The sequence below is a fragment of the Pseudomonas sp. 22515 genome (genome assembly GCF_052044625.1).
Taxonomy (GTDB): Bacteria; Pseudomonadota; Gammaproteobacteria; order Pseudomonadales; family Pseudomonadaceae; genus Aquipseudomonas; species Aquipseudomonas alloputida.
This window is the reverse complement of record NZ_JBQENN010000005.1, coordinates 1-18,262: the sequence shown is the minus strand read 5'-3', so window position 1 is coordinate 18,262 and position 18,262 is coordinate 1. Positions and strand designations below refer to the sequence as shown.

At 57.5% G+C, this 18,262-nt stretch carries 13 protein-coding genes, 5 pseudogenes and 1 other annotated feature; of the genes and pseudogenes, 8 read left to right on the top strand and 10 right to left on the bottom strand.

The window, feature by feature from the left end:
* Window positions 1–11 precede the first annotated feature (11 nt).
* Both ACTJJN_RS06785 and ACTJJN_RS06780 read left to right on the top strand, forming a co-directional pair.
* A complete protein-coding gene (locus ACTJJN_RS06785; protein WP_012052253.1) occupies window positions 12–1,115 on the top strand; it encodes an efflux RND transporter periplasmic adaptor subunit in 1,104 nt (367 codons plus the stop codon).
* Window positions 1,112–3,970, top strand: a pseudogene (locus ACTJJN_RS06780) (efflux RND transporter permease subunit); the annotation flags it as partial. The gene ACTJJN_RS06785 and the pseudogene ACTJJN_RS06780, both read left to right, overlap by 4 nt.
* Window positions 3,971–4,342: 372 nt before the next feature.
* Here ACTJJN_RS06780 and ACTJJN_RS06775 read toward each other — a convergent pair.
* The 5 genes and pseudogenes from ACTJJN_RS06775 to ACTJJN_RS06755 form a co-directional block, all read right to left on the bottom strand.
* Complete coding sequence (locus ACTJJN_RS06775; protein WP_221036211.1) at window positions 4,343–4,648, bottom strand: DUF6088 family protein; 306 nt, start codon at window positions 4,646–4,648, stop codon at window positions 4,343–4,345.
* Window positions 4,649–4,868: 220 nt separating this feature from the next.
* Window positions 4,869–4,997: pseudogene (locus tag ACTJJN_RS06770) on the bottom strand (CopG family transcriptional regulator); the annotation flags it as partial.
* Between the two features lie 67 nt (window positions 4,998–5,064).
* On the bottom strand, window positions 5,065–5,544 hold the full coding sequence (locus ACTJJN_RS06765; protein WP_010953884.1) for a hypothetical protein: 480 nt from the start codon (window positions 5,542–5,544) through the stop codon (window positions 5,065–5,067).
* Complete coding sequence (locus ACTJJN_RS06760; RefSeq protein WP_011005888.1) at window positions 5,525–6,169, bottom strand: DUF6036 family nucleotidyltransferase; 645 nt, start codon at window positions 6,167–6,169, stop codon at window positions 5,525–5,527. The genes ACTJJN_RS06765 and ACTJJN_RS06760 overlap by 20 nt, the downstream gene beginning before the upstream one ends.
* A 39-nt stretch (window positions 6,170–6,208) precedes the next feature.
* On the bottom strand, window positions 6,209–7,207 hold the full coding sequence (locus ACTJJN_RS06755; protein ID WP_010953882.1) for a DNA-binding protein: 999 nt from the start codon (window positions 7,205–7,207) through the stop codon (window positions 6,209–6,211).
* Between the two features lie 306 nt (window positions 7,208–7,513).
* Between ACTJJN_RS06755 and ACTJJN_RS06750 the strand changes: the two genes are divergently transcribed.
* The 5 genes from ACTJJN_RS06750 (at window position 7,514) to ACTJJN_RS06730 (ending at window position 12,638) form a co-directional block, all read left to right on the top strand.
* A complete protein-coding gene (locus tag ACTJJN_RS06750) occupies window positions 7,514–8,359 on the top strand; it encodes a site-specific integrase (RefSeq protein ID WP_208325339.1) in 846 nt (281 codons plus the stop codon).
* Between the two features lie 426 nt (window positions 8,360–8,785).
* A complete protein-coding gene (locus tag ACTJJN_RS06745) occupies window positions 8,786–8,992 on the top strand; it encodes a hypothetical protein (RefSeq protein WP_256222126.1) in 207 nt (68 codons plus the stop codon).
* 103 nt (window positions 8,993–9,095) lie between these two features.
* Window positions 9,096–10,595, top strand: coding sequence for an IS21 family transposase (gene istA, locus ACTJJN_RS06740; protein WP_219412205.1), 1,500 nt, complete (start codon window positions 9,096–9,098; stop codon window positions 10,593–10,595).
* On the top strand, window positions 10,588–11,391 hold the full coding sequence (gene istB / locus ACTJJN_RS06735) for an IS21-like element ISPst3 family helper ATPase IstB (RefSeq protein ID WP_011911830.1): 804 nt from the start codon (window positions 10,588–10,590) through the stop codon (window positions 11,389–11,391). The genes istA and istB overlap by 8 nt, the downstream gene beginning before the upstream one ends.
* Before the next feature lie 818 nt (window positions 11,392–12,209).
* Window positions 12,210–12,638, top strand: coding sequence for a YkvA family protein (locus tag ACTJJN_RS06730; RefSeq protein WP_010953879.1), 429 nt, complete (start codon window positions 12,210–12,212; stop codon window positions 12,636–12,638).
* Here ACTJJN_RS06730 and rloA3 read toward each other — a convergent pair.
* From rloA3 to ACTJJN_RS06705, 5 genes and pseudogenes are all read right to left on the bottom strand, one after another.
* Window positions 12,544–13,114, bottom strand: a pseudogene (gene rloA3 / locus ACTJJN_RS06725) (retropepsin-like aspartic peptidase RloA3). The gene ACTJJN_RS06730 and the pseudogene rloA3 sit on opposite strands and share 95 nt — an antisense overlap.
* 39 nt (window positions 13,115–13,153) lie before the next feature.
* Window positions 13,154–14,367, bottom strand: a protein-coding gene (locus ACTJJN_RS06720) for an IS3 family transposase (protein ID WP_088171445.1) whose coding sequence is annotated in 2 segments (ribosomal slippage) — window positions 13,154–14,097 and window positions 14,097–14,367 — 1,215 coding nt in all. Because the reading frame shifts where the segments join, the coding sequence is not laid out codon by codon here.
* Window positions 13,982–14,098: a sequence feature (AL1L pseudoknot), on the bottom strand. It overlaps the preceding gene by 117 nt.
* A gap of 52 nt (window positions 14,368–14,419) precedes the next feature.
* A pseudogene (locus ACTJJN_RS06715) lies at window positions 14,420–14,781 on the bottom strand (transposase); the annotation flags it as partial.
* Between the two features lie 68 nt (window positions 14,782–14,849).
* A pseudogene (locus ACTJJN_RS06710) lies at window positions 14,850–16,499 on the bottom strand (LTA synthase family protein); the annotation flags it as partial.
* A gap of 34 nt (window positions 16,500–16,533) precedes the next feature.
* Window positions 16,534–16,920, bottom strand: a complete 387-nt coding sequence (locus tag ACTJJN_RS06705) for a diacylglycerol kinase (RefSeq protein ID WP_031297681.1) — start codon at window positions 16,918–16,920, stop codon at window positions 16,534–16,536.
* Between the two features lie 140 nt (window positions 16,921–17,060).
* Between ACTJJN_RS06705 and ACTJJN_RS06700 the strand changes: the two genes are divergently transcribed.
* Window positions 17,061–18,098 carry an IS5 family transposase gene (locus ACTJJN_RS06700; RefSeq protein ID WP_023082810.1) on the top strand — a complete coding sequence of 346 codons (1,038 nt, stop codon included), beginning with the start codon at window positions 17,061–17,063 and terminating at the stop codon, window positions 18,096–18,098.
* The last annotated feature ends 164 nt before the right edge of the window (window positions 18,099–18,262 follow it).

Genomic DNA, 18,262 nt, shown 5'->3' with positions numbered 1-18,262 from the left:
AAAGGGATCCCATGCGCCTGCGTCCTGCCGCCTTAGTCGGTTGCTTACTGCCACTCGCCCTCGTAGCTTGCGGGGACTCTTCACCTGGAAAGGACCCGAGAGATAAACCGCCAGTCGTGAAAGCGGTCTCAGTGCAGGACGCGTCAGAACTTGCACGTTCGTTTTCCGGGGTTGTGGTAGCTCGCACGCAGAGTGACCTCGGCTTCCGAGTATCCGGAAAAATCTTGCAGCGCCTGGTCGATACCGGACAAACAGTCAAACGCGCTCAGCCCTTGATGCGCCTGGATCCGGTGGATCTGAATCTGCAGGCGCGCGCGCAGCAAGAGGCAGTAACTGCTGCTCGGGCACGGGCCAAGCAGACCAGTGACGACGAAGCTCGCTATCGAGGGCTGGTGGCCGAGGGCGCGGTCTCGGCATCGTCTTACGACCAGATCAAAGCTGCGGCTGATGCCGCCAAGGCGCAACTCAGTGCCGCGCAAGCTCAGGCTGACGTTGCCAGGAACGCCACTGAATATGCGGTCTTGCTAGCCGACGCCGACGGTGTAGTGATGGACACGCTGGCCGAACCGGGCCAGGTCGTCAGTGCTGGCCAAGCAGTTGTAAAACTGGCCAGGGCTGGGCAACGTGAAGCTGTCGTCTACTTGCCAGAAACGCTTCGACCGGCGCCTGGCTCGACTGCACTCGCCACGCTATTTGGCAAGCCTGCACAGGCCGTACCTGCTCATCTGCGCTTACTTTCAGATGCTGCAGACCCGATTACGCGCACATTCGAGGCCAGGTACGTGCTCACTGGGCCTTTGGCGAGCGCGCCATTAGGTGCAACCATTACGCTTGATATTCCAAATACTGATACGCATTTTGACGCAAAGCAGATACCCATCGGCGCACTCTTTGACCCGGGTAACGGAGCCGGGGTCTGGGTGATAGCTGGCCAGCCGGCCAAGGTGTCGTGGCGCGCGGTAGAAGTGCTGAGTGTCAGTGACGAAAAAGCTGTCGTGAAGAGTGATCTGAACGCTGGCGATCGGATCGTGGCACTGGGTGCGCATCTGCTGCGCGATGGTGTTGAGGTCATGGAACAGGCTCAAACAGCTCAGGTCACGGAGCACCAGCCATGAGCCAGCTTCGTTTCAACCTGTCCGCGCTCGCAGTACGCGAGCGATCAATCACCCTCTTCCTGATTGTGCTGATCGCCTTCGCCGGAACGCTGGCCTTCTTCAAATTGGGCCGTGCAGAAGATCCGCCCTTCACCGTCAAGCAGATGACGATTATCACTGCCTGGCCCGGCGCCACTGCACAAGAGATGCAAGATCTGGTGGCCGAACCGTTGGAAAAACGCATGCAGGAGCTGCGTTGGTATGACCGTACCGAAACCTACTCCCGGCCCGGGTTGGCATTCACGATGGTTTCGCTGCAAGACAAGACCCCGCCTTCGGCGGTTCAGGAGGAGTTCTACCAGGCCCGCAAGAAAGCGGGTGATCAGGCCAAGCTCATGCCAGCGGGCGTGATTGGCCCAATGCTCAATGATGAATTCTCGGACGTGACATTTGCGGTCTACGCGCTCAAAGCCAAAGGCGAACCGCAGCGCCAGCTGGTACGCGACGCCGAAACACTGCGCCAGCAGCTGCTGCACGTGCCGGGCGTCAAGAAGGTCAACATCATCGGGGAACAGGCTGAACGGATATTCGTGTCCTTTTCTCATGACCGCCTGGCCACACTCGGCATCACGCCACAGGACATTTTCTCGGCCCTGGACAACCAGAATGCCCTGTCACCGGCGGGTTCGGTGGAAACGCAAGGGCCACACGTGGTGGTCAGGGTTGACGGCGCCTTCGATCAACTGACAAAGATTCGCGAAACCCCTGTGGTCGCCCAGGGCCGCGCCCTGAAACTGTCGGATGTGGCCGACGTTGAACGCGGCTATGAAGATCCCGCGACGTTCCTGGTACGCAACGATGGCGAACCAGCCTTGCTGCTTGGCATTGTCATGCGCGAAGGCTGGAACGGCCTCGACCTAGGCAAGGCCCTGGAGGCCGAAACAGCCAAAATCAACGAAAGCATGCCTTTGGGCATGACGCTCAGCAAGGTCACCGATCAGGCAGTAAACATTACGTCCTCCGTCGACGAGTTCATGATCAAGTTTTTTGTTGCCCTGCTGGTCGTGATGCTCGTCTGCTTCCTCAGCATGGGCTGGCGTGTCGGCGTTGTCGTCGCAGCCGCGGTGCCACTGACACTGGCGATCGTATTTGTGGTGATGGCCGCAACAGGCAAGAATTTCGACCGGATTACGCTGGGTTCGCTCATCCTGGCCTTAGGGTTGCTGGTCGACGACGCGATCATCGCCATCGAAATGATGGTCGTTAAGATGGAAGAAGGTTACGACCGCATCAAAGCTTCGGCATATGCCTGGAGTCACACGGCAGCCCCCATGCTGTCCGGCACACTGGTTACCGCCATCGGATTCATGCCTAACGGTTTCGCCCAGTCCACTGCCGGCGAATACACGAGCAACATGTTCTGGATTGTCGGCATCGCCCTGATCGCATCCTGGGTGGTAGCGGTAGCATTCACCCCCTACCTGGGCGTGAAGTTGTTGCCTAGGATCAAGACGATTGAAGGTGGTCATGCCGCTATTTACAACACCCGTCATTACAACCGATTCCGCACTTTGTTGGGCTGGGTGATCGCACATAAATGGCTAGTGGCAAGCACCGTCGTTTCGACATTTGTGGCCGCCGTGCTTGGCATGGGACTGGTAAAGAAACAGTTCTTCCCGACCTCCGACCGCCCCGAAGTGCTTGTGGAGCTGCAGATGCCTTACGGCACCTCCATCGAACAGACAAACGCCACTGCGATCAGGGTTGAGTCCTGGTTACGTCAGCAAGAGGAGGCGAAGATAGTCACCACTTACATCGGCCAAGGCCCACCCCGCTTTTTCCTGGCAATGGCCCCTGAGTTGCCCGACCCGTCCTTTGCCAAGATTGTGGTCCTGACCGGAAACCAGGGCGCTCGTGAGGCCCTCAAGCATCGTCTTCGGGAGGCGGCCTCCGAAGGTCTGGCACCCGGCGCTCAAGTGCGGGTAACACAACTGGTATTCGGGCCCTACTCCCCCTACCCGGTCGCCTATCGGGTGATGGGTCCGGATGCCTCGCAACTGCGCCAGATTGCAGCACGCGTCCAAAGCGTGCTGCAGGCGAGCTCCATGATGAAGACCGTCAATACCGACTGGGGCCCGCTTGTTCCCACGCTTCACTTCTCCCTGAATCAAGATCGCCTGCAGGCGGTTGGCCTGACGTCCGCCTCGGTGTCGCAGCAGCTTCAATTCCTGCTGACCGGTGTGCCGATCACGTCGATCAGGGAAGATATCCGCTCTGTGCAGGTTGTAGGGCGTGCCGCTGGCCAGATCAGACTCGATCCTGCCCAGATCGAGAGTTTCACCCTGGTAGGCTCGAACGGTCAGCGCGTTCCTGTTTCGCAGATCGGTGATGTGAGTATTCGTATGGAGGATCCCATCCTCCGCCGCCGCGACCGAACGCCCACCATGACAGTGCGGGGTGACATCGCCGAAGGGCTGCAGCCGCCTGATGTATCCACGGCGATCTGGAAAGACCTCCAGCCCATCGTCAGGCAGCTGCCTGCGGGCTACAAAATCGAAATGGCAGGCTCTATCGAGGAGTCGGCCAAGGCCAGCCAGGCTATCGTCCCTCTCCTGCCGATCATGATTGCCCTGACGTTGTTGATCATCATACTGCAGGTGCGCTCTATCTCGGCGATGGTCATGGTGTTTCTGACTTCACCGCTGGGGTTGATCGGCGTAGTACCCGTATTGCTGCTGTTCGGCCAACCGTTCGGCATCAACGCGTTAGTCGGCTTGATCGCGCTCTCCGGGATTCTGATGCGCAACACCCTCATCCTGATCGGGCAGATTGACCACAACCAGTTTGAAGGACTTGCCCCCTTCGACGCTGTGGTCGGGGTCATGCCGAGATAAGGCAAAAATTAGGACATTCGTTCTCTAAGCTATTGTATTTAAACGAGTAGATTAGAAGCCCTGCTCAGCAAAGACTGCTTCGCGCCCAATCGCTTCAGCCATCCATTGAGGAAGGTTTGATCTATGCGATATCAAAATCTGCCAATCGTTACTCGACAGGCACGTGCGCAGCTTGGCGACTGCCTCTTGGGCGTGAGGTTTCCCCAGCCAGGCAAGCGCACGTACAGCGTCGCCAGCAATGGTCGCTCCGAGAGCGATTTGCCACTGCGGCGCATGCTCGATTATTACCTGAGCCTTGCCTAACTGCAGGGTTCTCGGCCGTCCGCCGGTAACAAATACTTCCCTAATCGACACCTATTGCGTTAGCCCTAGAAGGTTCGCTGCGCGGGCACCGCTTAAAGCGATTACCTGATGGCTTTTCGAAGCTATCGCACTAATGACCTTCTCCGTCGCCGGCGCACGTTTGCCGAAGCGCCCAGTGACCGGCGCCACATAGAGGCCACGTGAGATTCGCATCAACTCCCCTCCTTTGGCTAATCGAGAGAATGCTTGGTCCACCGCTGCGCGGCTAGCCAAATGAAGGAATTCGTTTGGTGCAAGAATGCCTCCTTCAGGGAGAAGCCTGCAGTGTTCGACGATGGTCTCGGGAAGGGATTTCATGGTCATGGCTAATTTTATTGAAATATGTCAGAAACCTAGCAACGATTCTGACACTGAACAAACGAAGAGCGGCCTCGTACAGGTATAGGGGGCATGCCGAGATAAGATGAATATTCACTCACTTCGTTTCTATCTTATTTAAATATTTATGCGGTTGCTCCACGCGCACAGGGCAAGCCTAGATAAGGCAAAAATGAGGATGAGTTCAGCCTGGTGCGAATTAAGTAGGCCGATCTGGAGTAGGTAAAGACACTGAGGTATCGGTATCAAGGCTCTGGGCCCAAATCTCGACCAATTCGTGATCAATCACCAAACCCGCGCTCACGTCAGCTAATGCCTCGCGCGTTAGATCAGCGAATCGTCGGTCGTCATTTGTTGAGTTGGTCATTCCGAGTCCATTTTGCCGTGCCCTGCTGCTAACCGACGGGCGCTGTCTCTGAATAGCCCGTCTTCACGCCCTGAGAGGCAGCGTAATGGCGAGTTTGGAAAGCCAGAACATCCTGCATCTGCTTGCTGACGTCTTCCTCCAGCCCCCACTCATAGGCCAGCTTGTCGAGCTTGTAGCGAGAGACCAACTGGGTCGCCCGCGGCGAGCGTTCAGCCGGTTTCAGGTTCGACCAACTGCTGACAAAGCCTTTTAGGCGCGCGGCTTTTTCCGTTGATACACAGGGAAAGCGACGCAGCAGGTCGACCAGATAGAGGGCTCGCAGCTTCTGTTCAGGCTTGCGCAGCTTGCCCGCCACTTCACGCTGCAGGACCGGCACGAGGTCGCGCTCTTCGTACCACAACTGCTTGGCGAGCTCCACAAGAGCATCGGACGCAACTTGGCTAAGGCGCTGCTGGGTGACAGTCTCCAGGAGCGCGCCAAAGCTTTGTTTACGATCCAGGCGTGGCATCTCGCCTATCCTCCAGGTACTTCGCTGTGACCAATTTTAGGCAGCCTTGCATTGCACTTCGGTTGCCCACGGCATAATCGATTGCCTCTGTTGCCAGTGTAACAAACTGGCCGACATCGACACGGCCGCACTCGATGAGCTGTTCGATATCAGATTGATCGTTTTCCGTAAAGCGGCCGAGTTTGGATATTGCTAGATCCACGCCGGCGGCAACGAAGATGTGCAGCGGCTGCTCACCCTCGAAACCCTCCATGGGGATGGCGCGCTCGCGGTAGTCCTCGTGCAGTGGCCCGAGGGCATTGGTGTAGTTCTGATCCAGGTAAACCTGCAAGTCGCGGCCGTCGCTGTCCTCATAACCCTCTGGCGGTGTGTAGACGGCCATGATCTCGTCCTTACGCAGCACGCGGGCCGCCTCGATCTCCGCATCGATGTCCGCACTACCACGCGCATGGGTGAGCAGGTGCACCGCGCAGCCGCCGAAGACGAAGACCTTGAGCGAGCCTGGAGGGTTGCCATCCAGTAGCGGCAAGGCCCGGGCGAACAGATTACCAATGGCCTGGCCTAGCGGTGTAGTCAAACGGACAGGTTCCGCGGCCCCCTCATTGGCAGTCTCAATTAGTGTCATCTTCACCTCCACTCAGCACATGGACTCATGTGTGCCGGTTCATGTGCTCGGTGCGCCATCGCTGTTCGCAAGTGGTGCCCTGAGTAGCTTCAACTGTGTATTGGCTTCGACCAAGCGCTCCTGCAGGCCCTGCGCTTGTTGCGCCAGAGTCGCGGAGGCTTCGCCCAGCCGGGACACCTCCTCCTGCAGCGTGCGACAACGCTGTTCAAGGGCTTCATTCGAGCGTTCGGAACCGGCCAGTACGCTCTGCAAGGCCTCCATGGCCTGATTTTTCTGCGCCAGTAGCTGTTGCTGCGCATGTTGCTCTTTTTGTAACTGCCGCGCCTCGGTGAGCAAGCGTGCATTGTCGCGGTTCAGCTGCGTCAGTTCGTCCTGCTTGATTATCAAGGTCTGCTGCAGTTGCCGCAGTTCCAGTTGCAGTTGTTGCACCTGCGACTCGTGTCGACGCTGTTCCTGCTCGCGCTGCTCCTTGCTGGCCTGACGATAGTGCTCCAAAGCATCACGGGCATGTTGATGCTTTTCCTCCAGCGAGCGAATTTGGCTGTCGCGATCCTGCAGGCGCACCTCCTGATCGCCGTTAGCCTGCGCCAAGCGGGCATTCTCAACCTCGGTCTGTTGGCGTTGCTGCTGTTCCTGCTGTAGCGCTTGCTGAACAGCCTGAAGCTGTTCCGTGAGCCCGCTGCTCTGACTTTCCAACTGCTGGATTCGGCTTTCGGCCAGCCGAGCTTGGTTCTGGTAATCGAGCCGTTCGCGTTGTAGTTGTTCGCGCTCCTGGGCCACGGTGGCCTGCGCATCCTCCTCTAGCTGATCTGCCAGTTGGCCGACCAGGTTGGCCAACTGTTCGCTGAGCGGTATCGCGGCGGTATTTCGGCCGCGCTCGGCGTCTTCGAGTTCTTTCAGGTAGCGGTGAATGGTGGTTTTCGAGCCGGTATTGCCAAGTTCGACCCGTACCGCGTCGATGCTTGGGTTCTCGCCCCGCGCCAGGATCGCCTGTCGCGCCTTCTGAACCAGTGCCTTGTTGATGCCGCCGCGGGCCATGGTCTGCTCCTACGATTTCGTAGTAGATTACATAGTATGTATTTACATACTAAATTTGATTGATGTAAAGCCAGTTAAAAGCAAATAAATCAGATAAAATAATGGAGTGTTATTCAATACGAAAGGCAAAAACGGTCGTTTGGCAGCCGTTTTCCAGTACACAAAGGGCAACCTCGGGCGATGAAAGACGTCGGGCGCTATCTACAAGCTGGTACGCGGGAAAACACCCGCCGCAGCTACCAATCGGCCATCGAGCACTTCGAAGTGACGTGGGGCGGCTTCCTGCCCGCCACCAGCGACAACATCGTGCGCTACCTGGTGGAATACGCCGACACGCTGAGCCTCAGCACGCTCAAACAGCGCCTGGCCGCCCTGGCTCAATGGCATATCACCCAAGGTTTTCCTGATCCGACCAAGACACCCACAGTGCGTCAGGTGCTCAAAGGCATCCGCACATTGCATCCGGCGCAAACGAAGCAGGCTGCGCCGTTGCAGTTGCAGCACTTGGAGCAAGCAATTCAATGGCTGAGTCGGGAAGCCGAACAGGCTCAGCAGTCCGGCAATTTGGCAAGCCTGCTTCGCAGCCGGCGCGATGCGGCGTTGCTGCTGATCGGCTTCTGGCGGGGTTTTCGTAGTGACGAACTCTGTCGGCTGCAGGTCGAACATATCCAGGCCGAAGCCGGTGCGGGCATGAGCCTGTTCCTGCCACAAAGTAAGGGTGACAGGGACAACCTCGGCACGACTCATTACGTACCAGCCTTGAAGTGCCTCTGCCCGGTGCAGGCTTATCTCGACTGGATCAGTGCCGCCGGCATTGCCCGTGGTGCAGTGTTCTGTCGCCTGGATCGCTGGGGGCACCTGAGCGACGAGGCCTTGCATCCCGGCAGCCTGATCAGCTTGTTGCGCCAGATCCTACAGCGCGCCGGTATATCGGCCGAGCTGTACACCAGCCATTCGCTGCGCCGTGGCTTCGCCTCTTGGGCCACGGCAAATGGCTGGGATCTCAAGGCCTTGATGACCTATGTAGGCTGGAAAGACATCAAGTCTGCCATGCGCTACATCGACCCCGCCATATCCTTTGGCGGCCTTGCAGCTAAACCTGTCCTTGAGCTTCATGCTGGCCCTTTGGGTCAACTTTCAGCTTCTCATTAATATCGGCACACCCCAGGGACGATGGCGCAACATGAAGTGTAATCGGGCTCTCTCAACACATACAGGCAGTTGAGCCGCTCTAGAATGAGCTTTATAGATCTTTATAGTTTAATTATAGAGCGATTATAAAATCCCTTGCTGAGCGCCCGATTCACGCTGCCTACAGGGGCGTCGGCCAGGCAGAACCATCTCAGACAAATGGTTGGATGAACCGCACGGTCGTTGGTGCGGGGCTAACCAGCACCCTTGGTGATTTCTGCTATGAAACTACCACAGTGATCTTGCCCAGCTTCATCGCTGTACTGGTGTGGGATGCAAATAAAGTTTCATCCGTTTTAATAAAGCATCATCCTTGCAAATAAAGTTTCATCCTGAGCCTGTATCTGCTATGTTGAGGTCATCGACACAGGGGGTGCAGGCTTTCTCATGTCTGGAACATTCAAGGGGCTGACCCAGGCCCAGATCGATAGAAGGCTCAAGGACGGGCGTGGCCAAGGCCAGGGATCAGACTACAAGCCGTTCATCTACACTAGGGACGTGTCCTCGCTGGGGCGCTCCCACCGCCTGCCTGGCAGCAAGACCCGGCGTTTACACCATCTTCTATCCGATCTTGAACTGGCCTGTTGCCGCTGACCGAAAACTGACCCAGTAGAGGCTGTTCTGCCGACTGAAAACTGACCCAGGTGTTCAACTGCTTCTGCTCAATTTTTGAGCAGGAGAACACAGGGTGATCAGTATGGAAATGATGGGCAAAATTCGCCGGATGTATTTCCGCGACAAGCTGTCGCTGCATGAGATAGCCAAGTGCACCGGGTTGGCGCGCAACACGATTCGCAAGTGGGTCAGAGCACCTGAGGCCAAGCCGCCGGTCTACCAACGCCGCGCGATCTTCAACAAACTCAGCCCTTTTCACGCCACGCTGGAGCAGGCGCTAAAAGCCGATTCGCTGCGGCCCAAGCAACAGCGGCGCAGTGCCAAGGCGCTGTTGGCGCAAATCAAAGCCGAAGGTTATGACGGTGGCTACAGCCAGCTCACCGCGTTTATCCGTGCCTGGCGAGGGGGACAGGGCAAGGCGTCGCAGGCCTTTGTGCCGCTGACCTTTGCTCTTGGCGAGGCGTTTCAGTTTGACTGGAGCGAGGAAGGCTTGCTGGTCGGCGGCATTTACCGGCGTATGCAGGTGGCACATCTGAAGCTGTGTGCCAGCCGTGCGTTCTGGCTTGTGGCGTATCCGAGCCAGGGCCATGAGATGTTATTTGACGCCCATACACGCTCGTTCGGCTCCTTGGGCGGCGTGCCGCGCCGGGGCATCTACGACAACATGAAGACCGCCGTCGACAAGGTCAATAAGGGCAAAGGCCGGGCGGTGAATGCGCGCTTTGCGGTGATGTGCGCGCATTACCTGTTCGATCCGGACTTCTGCAACGTCGCCGCTGGTTGGGAAAAGGGCATCGTTGAAAAGAACGTGCAAGACAGCCGCAGGCGTATCTGGCTAGACGCCCAGGACTGCCAGTTTCACTCCTTCGAGGAACTCAATGCCTGGCTGGGCCAGCGCTGCCGCGCGCTTTGGAACGAGCTGACGCACCCTCAATACAGCGGGCTCAGTGTGGCCGAGGTACTGGAGTTGGAGCGCGCCGAACTGATGCCTATGCCCGCGGCCTTCGACGGTTACGTCGAGCGGCCTGCGCGGGTCTCCAGCACCTGCCTGGTCAGCGTCGGGCGCAACCGTTACTCGGTGCCGTGTGAGTACGCGGGTAAGTGGGTCAGCAGCCGTTTGTATCCGACCCGCATCGAGGTGGTGGCCGATGATGCGCTGATTGCCAGCCATGCGCGCTTGCTGGATCGCGAACAGGTCAGCTACGACTGGCAGCACTACATCCCGCTGATTGAGCGCAAGCCCGGCGCGCTGCGCAACGGAGCGCCCTTTACTGATCTGCCAGCGCCGCTGCGTCAGCTTAAGCACGGTCTGGGGCGTCATGCCGGCGGTGACCGGATCATGGCGCAAGTCCTGGCTGCCGTACCGGTCGCCGGACTCGATGCCGTGCTGGTAGCCGTTGAGCTGGTACTGGAGAGCGGCAGCCTGAGCGCCGAACACATCCTCAATGTCGTGGCACGGCTGACAGCATCCGAACCACCACCCAGCGTCGAAACCCACTTGTCGCTCAAGGAAGCCCCCGTCGCTAACACGGCGCGCTACGACCGCCTGCGTGGCCAGGCCGAGGAGGTCGGTCATGCGTGATTTGATGGCGGAACTCAAGGAGCTGCGCCTGCACGGCATGGCCACGGCCTGGGCGGAGTTAACTGCACAGGGTGAGTCGAACACAGCCTCGTCCAAGTGGCTGCTCGAACACCTGCTGGAACAAGAGCACACAGATCGCGCCATGCGCTCGGTGAGCCACCAGATGAACATGGCCAAGCTGCCGATGCACCGCGATCTGGCCAGCTTCGATTTCAACGCCTCTAGCGCCGACGCACGCCTGATCAGCGAGCTGGCCAGCCTGGCCTTTACCGACACCGCGCAGAACGTGGTGCTGATCGGTGGGCCAGGCACCGGTAAAACCCACCTAGCCACCGCGCTGGCCGTGTCCGGCATCACCCGGCACGGTAAGCGCGTGCGCTTCTACTCCACGGTCGATCTGGTCAATCTGCTGGAGCGCGAAAAACACGACGGCAAAGCCGGGCGGATCGCCCAGGCACTGCTGCGCATGGATCTGGTCATCCTCGACGAACTGGGTTATCTGCCGTTCAGCCAGGCTGGCGGTGCGTTGCTGTTTCACCTGCTGTCCAAGCTGTACGAACACACCAGCGTGGTGATCACCACCAACCTGAGCTTCGCCGAATGGTCGAGCGTGTTCGGCGACGCCAAGATGACCACCGCCCTGCTGGATCGGCTGACCCACCACTGCCACATCGTCGAAACCGGTAACGAGTCCTATCGCCTGCAACACAGTAGCTTGGCGGCCCAGGCCAAGATCAAATCACGGGAGCGAAAGCGTAAGGGCGGCCAAGAACCGGAGGACGATGAGCCGTTCTGATTTCATGGCGACGACGGCCTGCTACATGGCTGCGTGTGGCAGGTCTTAAACAACTGAACTGGGCTAGCGAAGGAGTGGGGGCAACAGCAGCTGCGCTGGTAGACTTATCCACAGTTGCTGGTAACAAAATCAGCAATCCGCCCTGGGTCAAATTTCAATCGGCAGGGTGGGTCAATTTTCCATCAGCGCCAACACGTAGGGTCGCTCAGCGACTCGCGTCGATAGCATCTGGCTCGCCACCGAGCCCTTGGACATGCGTTCCGGCACTGAAACCGCGTTGGCCCGCGTGGTGGGACACACCGAAGGTCGGCGCTACGACGTAACTCAGCCCTGGGACTTGAACGGACATTCACAAGGCAGAGGTCAATCGAGCTTGCCCAGTACCTATGCGTTGCTCCTCCTTTGTTCTGCATGATTGTCCTCATGGTCGACATCTCCGGGGTCGCCAAGGAGATCTCCATGGAGGATATCCACCGATCAGGCATCAACTGAGGCCGGCGGTACTTCGTAATGCATGCAAGATCAGGATGAAACTTTATTTTCACGGTTTACACCCCTTTTGGCTGTATGCCATTTCTTAGGATGAAACTTTAAGCACCTTTGCTAATCATTGCCCCTCGTAAAATGGGCGTTACGTGAGGTTATTAGGATGAATCTTTATTTTTATCCCACAACTGGGCATTCCGGCGGCGGCACTTGGCACCATCGAAGATATTGCTGATGCATTGGCCAGCTACACCAAGATGGCCTCCGGCTACGTCGCCGACAAACTCGGCCACCGCAAGCTATTGGCGCTGGTTGGCTACGGATTCTAGAAAGTGAGTAACGTATTGCAACGAGTTCGCGGCTGGGCCAAGGCCCTGAAACAGCAAGTTATGATGCTGTGGTTTAGTTGCCGGCATCCGCAAACGCCATGGTTGCCGAAGGTTATAGCGATGATCGTAATCGCTTATGCCCTAAGCCCAATCGATCTGATTCCAGACTTCATTCCGGTCCTTGGCTACCTGGACGATGTGATCTTGCTACCTTTGGCCATCTGGCTAGTAATCAAGCTGATGCCCGATCACGTACTGGACGAATGCCGCCAGCAGGCCCTTGAATGGGAAAGCACACAGCAACACCGCCCAGTGAGCCGGGGCGCTGCGCTGGTGGTCATCTTGCTCTGGCTGGCTCTGTTGATCGGAGCCTGGAAACTCTATACCCGCTCTGCGCCGGGTCGGCTTTCTCGCACTTGGGCTCCTGAGTGAAGGTGCGTGATACATCCACCGCTCCTAGGTGCTCCAGTGCTCGACGGCCGATCAAAACCGGATGGAGCATTTTTTCCCGGTTCTTCAGGGAGAATTGTTCGTTGTAAAAGCTGGTTGCCAATGCACATCTTCATCACTACCACGGGGCGGTGCTCAGCGCCGCCAGCACCACGGACTTTGACGTTACGCTCGACCCTTCGCTCGAAAGGGATGCTGGCTGCTCTGCCTGTGTCACTGTCTTTCACTTCAACTTTGAAACGCACCCATTTCTCGCCATTCCTTTCGAAACGCTCCAAATCTTTGGCATCCATAGACGATGTCAGTGCGCCGGTATCCAGCTTGATTTTCACCGAGACTTTTTCAGGAAGCAGCAGCCCCTCCTCAATCCAGCCAAATACCCTGGATGGATTCGCACCTGCGGTATTACACAGTGCAAAAATTATCAGGACCAGTGCGCTAGCAGCTATCCGTCTAATTGAACCGCCCCGGGTTTCGCGGAGGCTGTTTTGTTTGAGTCAGGCAGCAACCGATATGGTTGCCTGACTCTGTTCATATAGTGCCTCAAACTCGGCCGGTGGCCTATTTCCAATTGGCTCCAGCAGGCGCTGATGGTTGAACCAGGTCACCCACTTCAGCGTTTCCCACTCCAGACTGTCTACGCTTTTCCACGGCCCTCGCTTATGGATCAGTTCGGTCTTGTAGAGGCCGTTGATGGTCTCTGCCAGTGCGTTGTCGTAGCTGTCACCGGTATTGCCAACCGAGGGTTCGATGCCAGCTTCGCCCAGCCGCTCGCTGTAGCGAATCGACAGATATTGCGAGCCCCTATCGCTGTGATGAACCAGCCGGTGGGGCTCAGGCCGACGAGTGTGAAGCGCCTGTTCCAGAGCATCCAGAACAAACTCTGTGCGCATGTGTCGGCTGACACGCCAGCCTACGATAAACCGTGAGTAGACATCGACGATGAACGCCACATAAGCAAATCCCTGCCAGGTTGAAACGAATGTGAAATCGGCGACCCAGAGCTGATTGGGACGTTCGGCCGTGAACTGGCGCTTTACCAGATCCCTGGGATTGGCATTGTCAGGATCGGGTTGTGTGGTTTTCACCGTTTTGCCCCGCGTTACGCCGCAGAGCCCCATTTCACGCATCAACCGTTCCACTGTGCAGCGCGCAACCACCTGGTGTTCGCGATGCATCTGCCGCCAGACTTTCCTAGCCCCGTAGACCTCGTAGTTTTCCTGCCAGACACGGTGAATTTGTACAGCAAGTTCCTCGTCACGGATCGCTCGGGCGGAGCGTCGTGAGCGGTCACGTAGCCGTGCAGCATGGCGCCGGTAAGCCGATGGAGACACTTGCAACACGCGGCACAGTGGCTCGACTCCAAAGCTTTGCCGGTGCTTGTCGATCAGCTGCCAGATCACTTCAAACGGCGGTCGAGCTCCGCCTGGGCGGAAAAAGCGCTGGCGACCTTGAGGATTTCGTTGGCTCGCTTGAGCTCACGAACCTCGCGCTCCAGTTCCTTGACGCGGGCATCAGTGCCCGAGGCGGAGGGGGCCGCAGGCGCAGCCGCCTTCCGAATCCAACTGCTCAACGTCTGGGCGGTGCAGCCGATCTTGCTGGCCACGGCCTCAATGGCGGCCCACTGCGATGTGCGGGACTCCCGGACCTCATAAACCATACGGATGGCCCGGTCACGGACTTCAGGGGAAAATTTGGTGTGCTTGCTCATATGGGCTCCATTCTCTCAAAGGGTGGAGCCTCCGCGAAACCCGGGGCGGTTCAGTCGTGCTGATACCAAACGACAGGCACGCTAATTTGATACTGGCTTTGCCTGAACGAACCGCCTGCTGCGCCATCTCGCGCCGCTGAGATGGCTTTACCACTTTTTTGCCATGGCCTCCTGGATGATCTCGGCCTTGAGGCGCTCCTCGGCGTACATCTTCTTGAGCCGACGGTTCTCCTCTTCCAGTTCACGCAGCCTGGTCATCAATGATGCATCCATGCCGCCGAACTTGGCACGCCACTTGTAGAAGGTCGCCGAACTGATGCCATGCTCGCGGCACAGCGCCGGAACTGGGCTGCCGGCTTCAGCCTGCTTGAGGATGGCGATGATCTGGCTGTCCGAAAAACGCGATGTCTTCACGCAAAATTTCCTTGATCCGATTAGGAGAAAATTCTACTTCTGACGAGGGCTGATTTCAGGGGGGATTACCGGTACAGATCCATCTCGGTTAACTGCTCTTGAGCACCAAAGCCATGGTCACCCACGACCACGAATAGGGTGTCTTTGAAATAAGGCGCTTTACGAGCCTTTTCAAAAAATCGTCCCAGAGCCCAGTCAGAATAACGCATAGCTGTCAGGTGCTGATCAAGCGAACCTTGCCCTGTCACGGGCTCAACAGGCAACACACCTGGCAGCGCGTAAGGCGTATGGTTTGAAAGCGTTTGCAGGAGTGCATAGAAGGGTTTCTTCGGGTCTTGCTTGAACAGTTCTTCTGCAGCGCGATCAAACATATCCTGGTCAGCCACTCCCCATGTCGGGTCAGATACCACGGGGTCAACAAAGTCATTACGACCGATAAACCGTGTCATGCCCTGGTTGCTGAAAAAGCCACGTTGGTTATCCCAGGCAAAATCGCCGTTGTAGACATACAGATCGTCGAAGTCGCGAGTGCTAAGCAACTGAGCCAGACCGGAGAATTGGTGGCCTCCTTCCGGAGTCTGCATCAAGTACTCGAAACCGGGTAAATTTGGGAAACAGGCCATGCTGGCAAACATGCCTTGATGGGTATGGGTGCCATTAGCGAAGAAGCGGCGAAACAGCACACCCTCCTGAGCCAGTCGGTCGAAGTTCGGTGTGATGCCAGCTTCGCTGCCGAGCGCGCCAACAAAGTGCCCAGCAAAACTCTCCATCAGAATCACTACGACATTGCGGATCGGCAGGCGCCTGTCTTGTGGGGGCTGGAAATCGCGGCGGATCGCTGCTGTGTTCTGGTCTGCTAGGCGGTCGTGTTCGGTGAATAAGAGATCGCGTGTCAGGGTCGTCGCTTGATCTGCGGGCATGCGGCTCTTCCAAACCTTGTCGGCGCGATCACCTGAGTAGTGGTTCTTGGCCGCGGCATAAAGGCTCAAGGTGCCATTGAGGCCTAGGTGGTTGGCAAACATTGAGTCTGTGGTAAATGCATCCCCCCAGCGTAGTGGCGGCCCTTGCCGCAAAGTACCTCGCGCCACAACGACCGATATAGCCAGACAAAGCAGCAGCGCCATACCATGACCGAGCTTATTCATTGTTCGGCGCGACTCGACGGTTGAGCGGCCCTTGCCACGAGTGCGTATATCCAGCCAACCCAGCAGTACGAAAAAGAGAGCGCTCAACGCCAGCCAGGCACCCAGTAGGCGCAGCACTGGAAAGCCATACCAGAGCATGCTCAGCACAGTTGCCGGGTCTTCTTGCAAATATTGAAAGACCAATGCGTTGAGACGCTGATGAAACTCTCGATAGAAGTTCAGTTCAATCATGCCGAGCAGGATAGCTACCGCTGCGCAAGTCCCCAGCCAAATGCGTTGCCATGTCCGGCAGACCATTGCCGGGCGATATGCCAATGCCAGGGTCAGTGGTGCGCAGATATAGACCACTAAGCGCAAGTCGAAACGCAGGCCATTAAAAAACGCTTCTGCCAGGCTGGTCCACGCGGTAGCTCCAATCAGCTCTCGGTTGAAAAGTAATAGGGCCACGCGTAACAGGGTCAGCAAAGCTACTAACAGCGCTGCACTGCCAAAAAGGGAGGCCAGGTGTTCGCTAAGGCCAAGTTTTTCTTTCGCATTGGAGGCATCAGCGGACGCTGGTATGCGGGGAGGCATAATGGGTAGCCTTTTATAATTTAAGAATGGGGAGCTATAACAGGATCAAACCCCAAGTAAGGGCAATCAGTATCAGTGCAATGAGTTGCGCCGCACTTCCCATATCCTTGGCTTGTTTAGACAGTGGGTGGATGCTCAGGGAAATACGGTCAACAGTGCTCTCTATGGCTGAGTTGAGTAGCTCCACTATCAACGCCAGCATCGGCACGAGTATCAGTAACACGCGCTCACTGGGCGTTGCATCCACCAGACAAGCCAGCGGCAGAAGCACTGCATTTAATAACAGCAGCTGCCTGAAAGCGGCTTCGCCTTGAAACGCTGCCCGCAAGCCTGCCAGCGAGTATCTAGTGGCATAAATAATGCGGGTAAAGCCACTGCGGCCTTTCAACGAGAGGGCATCCAATTCGTCGCTCTGTGGCATGTTGCTCATGGCTGCAACACTCCAGCAGGGTCGTTCAGCGCTTGCTGATAGGCCTGGTGGATAAAGGGCACCTCGAAAAACCTCGGCCCCCTGCGATTGGTAAAATTGCGTTGTCCTGATTTCGTTCTCTGACACCAGCCATGAAGAAGCGCACTGCCATCAAGACGGACCTGTTCGCTGACGAACATCATCGGAAGAAGATCGACACGCTTGGAGATCCGCTGGCCCAGATCGAGTCGTACATCGATTTCGCGGCACTTGCGGCGGAAGTCGATCGGGTAGCGCCGCGCCCTGTCAGCCCTCAAGGCGGTCGCCCGCCGTATCCGACGGAGACGATGGTGCGGATTCTGGTGCTCAAGCGGCTGTACAACCTGTCGGATGAACAGATGGAGTACCAGTTGCTTGACCGGATGAGCTACAAGCGATTCTGCGGGTTGGCCAGCGCGGTCAATATTCCGGATCGAACGACCGTGTGGACGTTCGAGAACCGCATCGGCGACGCCGGCGCGAAGGTCCTGTTCGACGGTGTCACGGCCCAACTGCTCCGGCACGGATTCATCGCCCGCGGCGGCCAAATCGTCGATGCCACGCTGGTGCCTGCTCCCAAGCAACGTAACAGCCGTGAGGAGAACAAGCTGGTCAGGGAAGGCGCGATGCCGGCTAACTGGAAGCCAGCCAAACGGCGCCAGAAGGATACGGATGCCACCTGGACGCAGAAGCACGGCAAGAACCACTTCGGCTACAAGCTCTCGGTCAACGTGGACAAGAAGTACAAGATCATCCGCAAATTCGAGACTGATACGGCCAGCGTCCATGACAGCAAGCACTTCGATGCGCTCATCGACCGGAGCAACACGAGCCGCGATGTCTATGCGGACCGAGGCCACACCAGCGCAGACCGGGAGGGCTGGCTCAAGGATCACGGCTATCGTAATCAGATCCAGAGGAAGGGGTACCGCAACAAGCCCCTTTCCGAGTGTCAGCAACGGCGCAACCACCGCATCGCCAAGACGCGTGCCCGAGTGGAGCACGTGTTCGCGAGCATCGAGCAGATGGGCGGCAAGTTGATCCGTACCATCGGACAGGGGCGCGCGAACTTTGCGATGACGATGATGGCGGCCTGCTACAACTTGAAGCGGCTGGTGTACTTCCAGAAGGCGGGAATCAAGGCCTTCTGACGCCCGGAGTGGGCCGAATCGCCGCTGCAGAGGGCGATTCGGAAGAAAAACGGGGCGACACCGCCCAGAAAGCGGTGATTCGCCGCAGAAATCGAACCGAATTCGATCATGGCCATCATTTGGCGGTCGGATTCACTGAAAACCTCGCGTTATTCGAGGTGCCC

Coding starts and splice junctions, on each gene's coding strand:
- ACTJJN_RS06765 (WP_010953884.1), bottom strand. CDS start 5,544: ATGCCACGCCTGGATCGTAAACAAAGCTTTGGCGCGCTCCTGGAGACT.
- ACTJJN_RS06775 (WP_221036211.1), bottom strand. CDS start 4,648: ATGAAATCCCTTCCCGAGACCATCGTCGAACACTGCAGGCTTCTCCCT.
- ACTJJN_RS06705 (WP_031297681.1), bottom strand. CDS start 16,920: ATGCCACAGAGCGACGAATTGGATGCCCTCTCGTTGAAAGGCCGCAGT.
- ACTJJN_RS06700 (WP_023082810.1), top strand. CDS start 17,061: ATGAAGAAGCGCACTGCCATCAAGACGGACCTGTTCGCTGACGAACAT.
- istB (WP_011911830.1), top strand. CDS start 10,588: ATGCGTGATTTGATGGCGGAACTCAAGGAGCTGCGCCTGCACGGCATG.
- istA (WP_219412205.1), top strand. CDS start 9,096: ATGGAAATGATGGGCAAAATTCGCCGGATGTATTTCCGCGACAAGCTG.
- ACTJJN_RS06785 (WP_012052253.1), top strand. CDS start 12: ATGCGCCTGCGTCCTGCCGCCTTAGTCGGTTGCTTACTGCCACTCGCC.
- ACTJJN_RS06745 (WP_256222126.1), top strand. CDS start 8,786: ATGTCTGGAACATTCAAGGGGCTGACCCAGGCCCAGATCGATAGAAGG.
- ACTJJN_RS06755 (WP_010953882.1), bottom strand. CDS start 7,207: ATGGCCCGCGGCGGCATCAACAAGGCACTGGTTCAGAAGGCGCGACAG.
- ACTJJN_RS06760 (WP_011005888.1), bottom strand. CDS start 6,169: ATGACACTAATTGAGACTGCCAATGAGGGGGCCGCGGAACCTGTCCGT.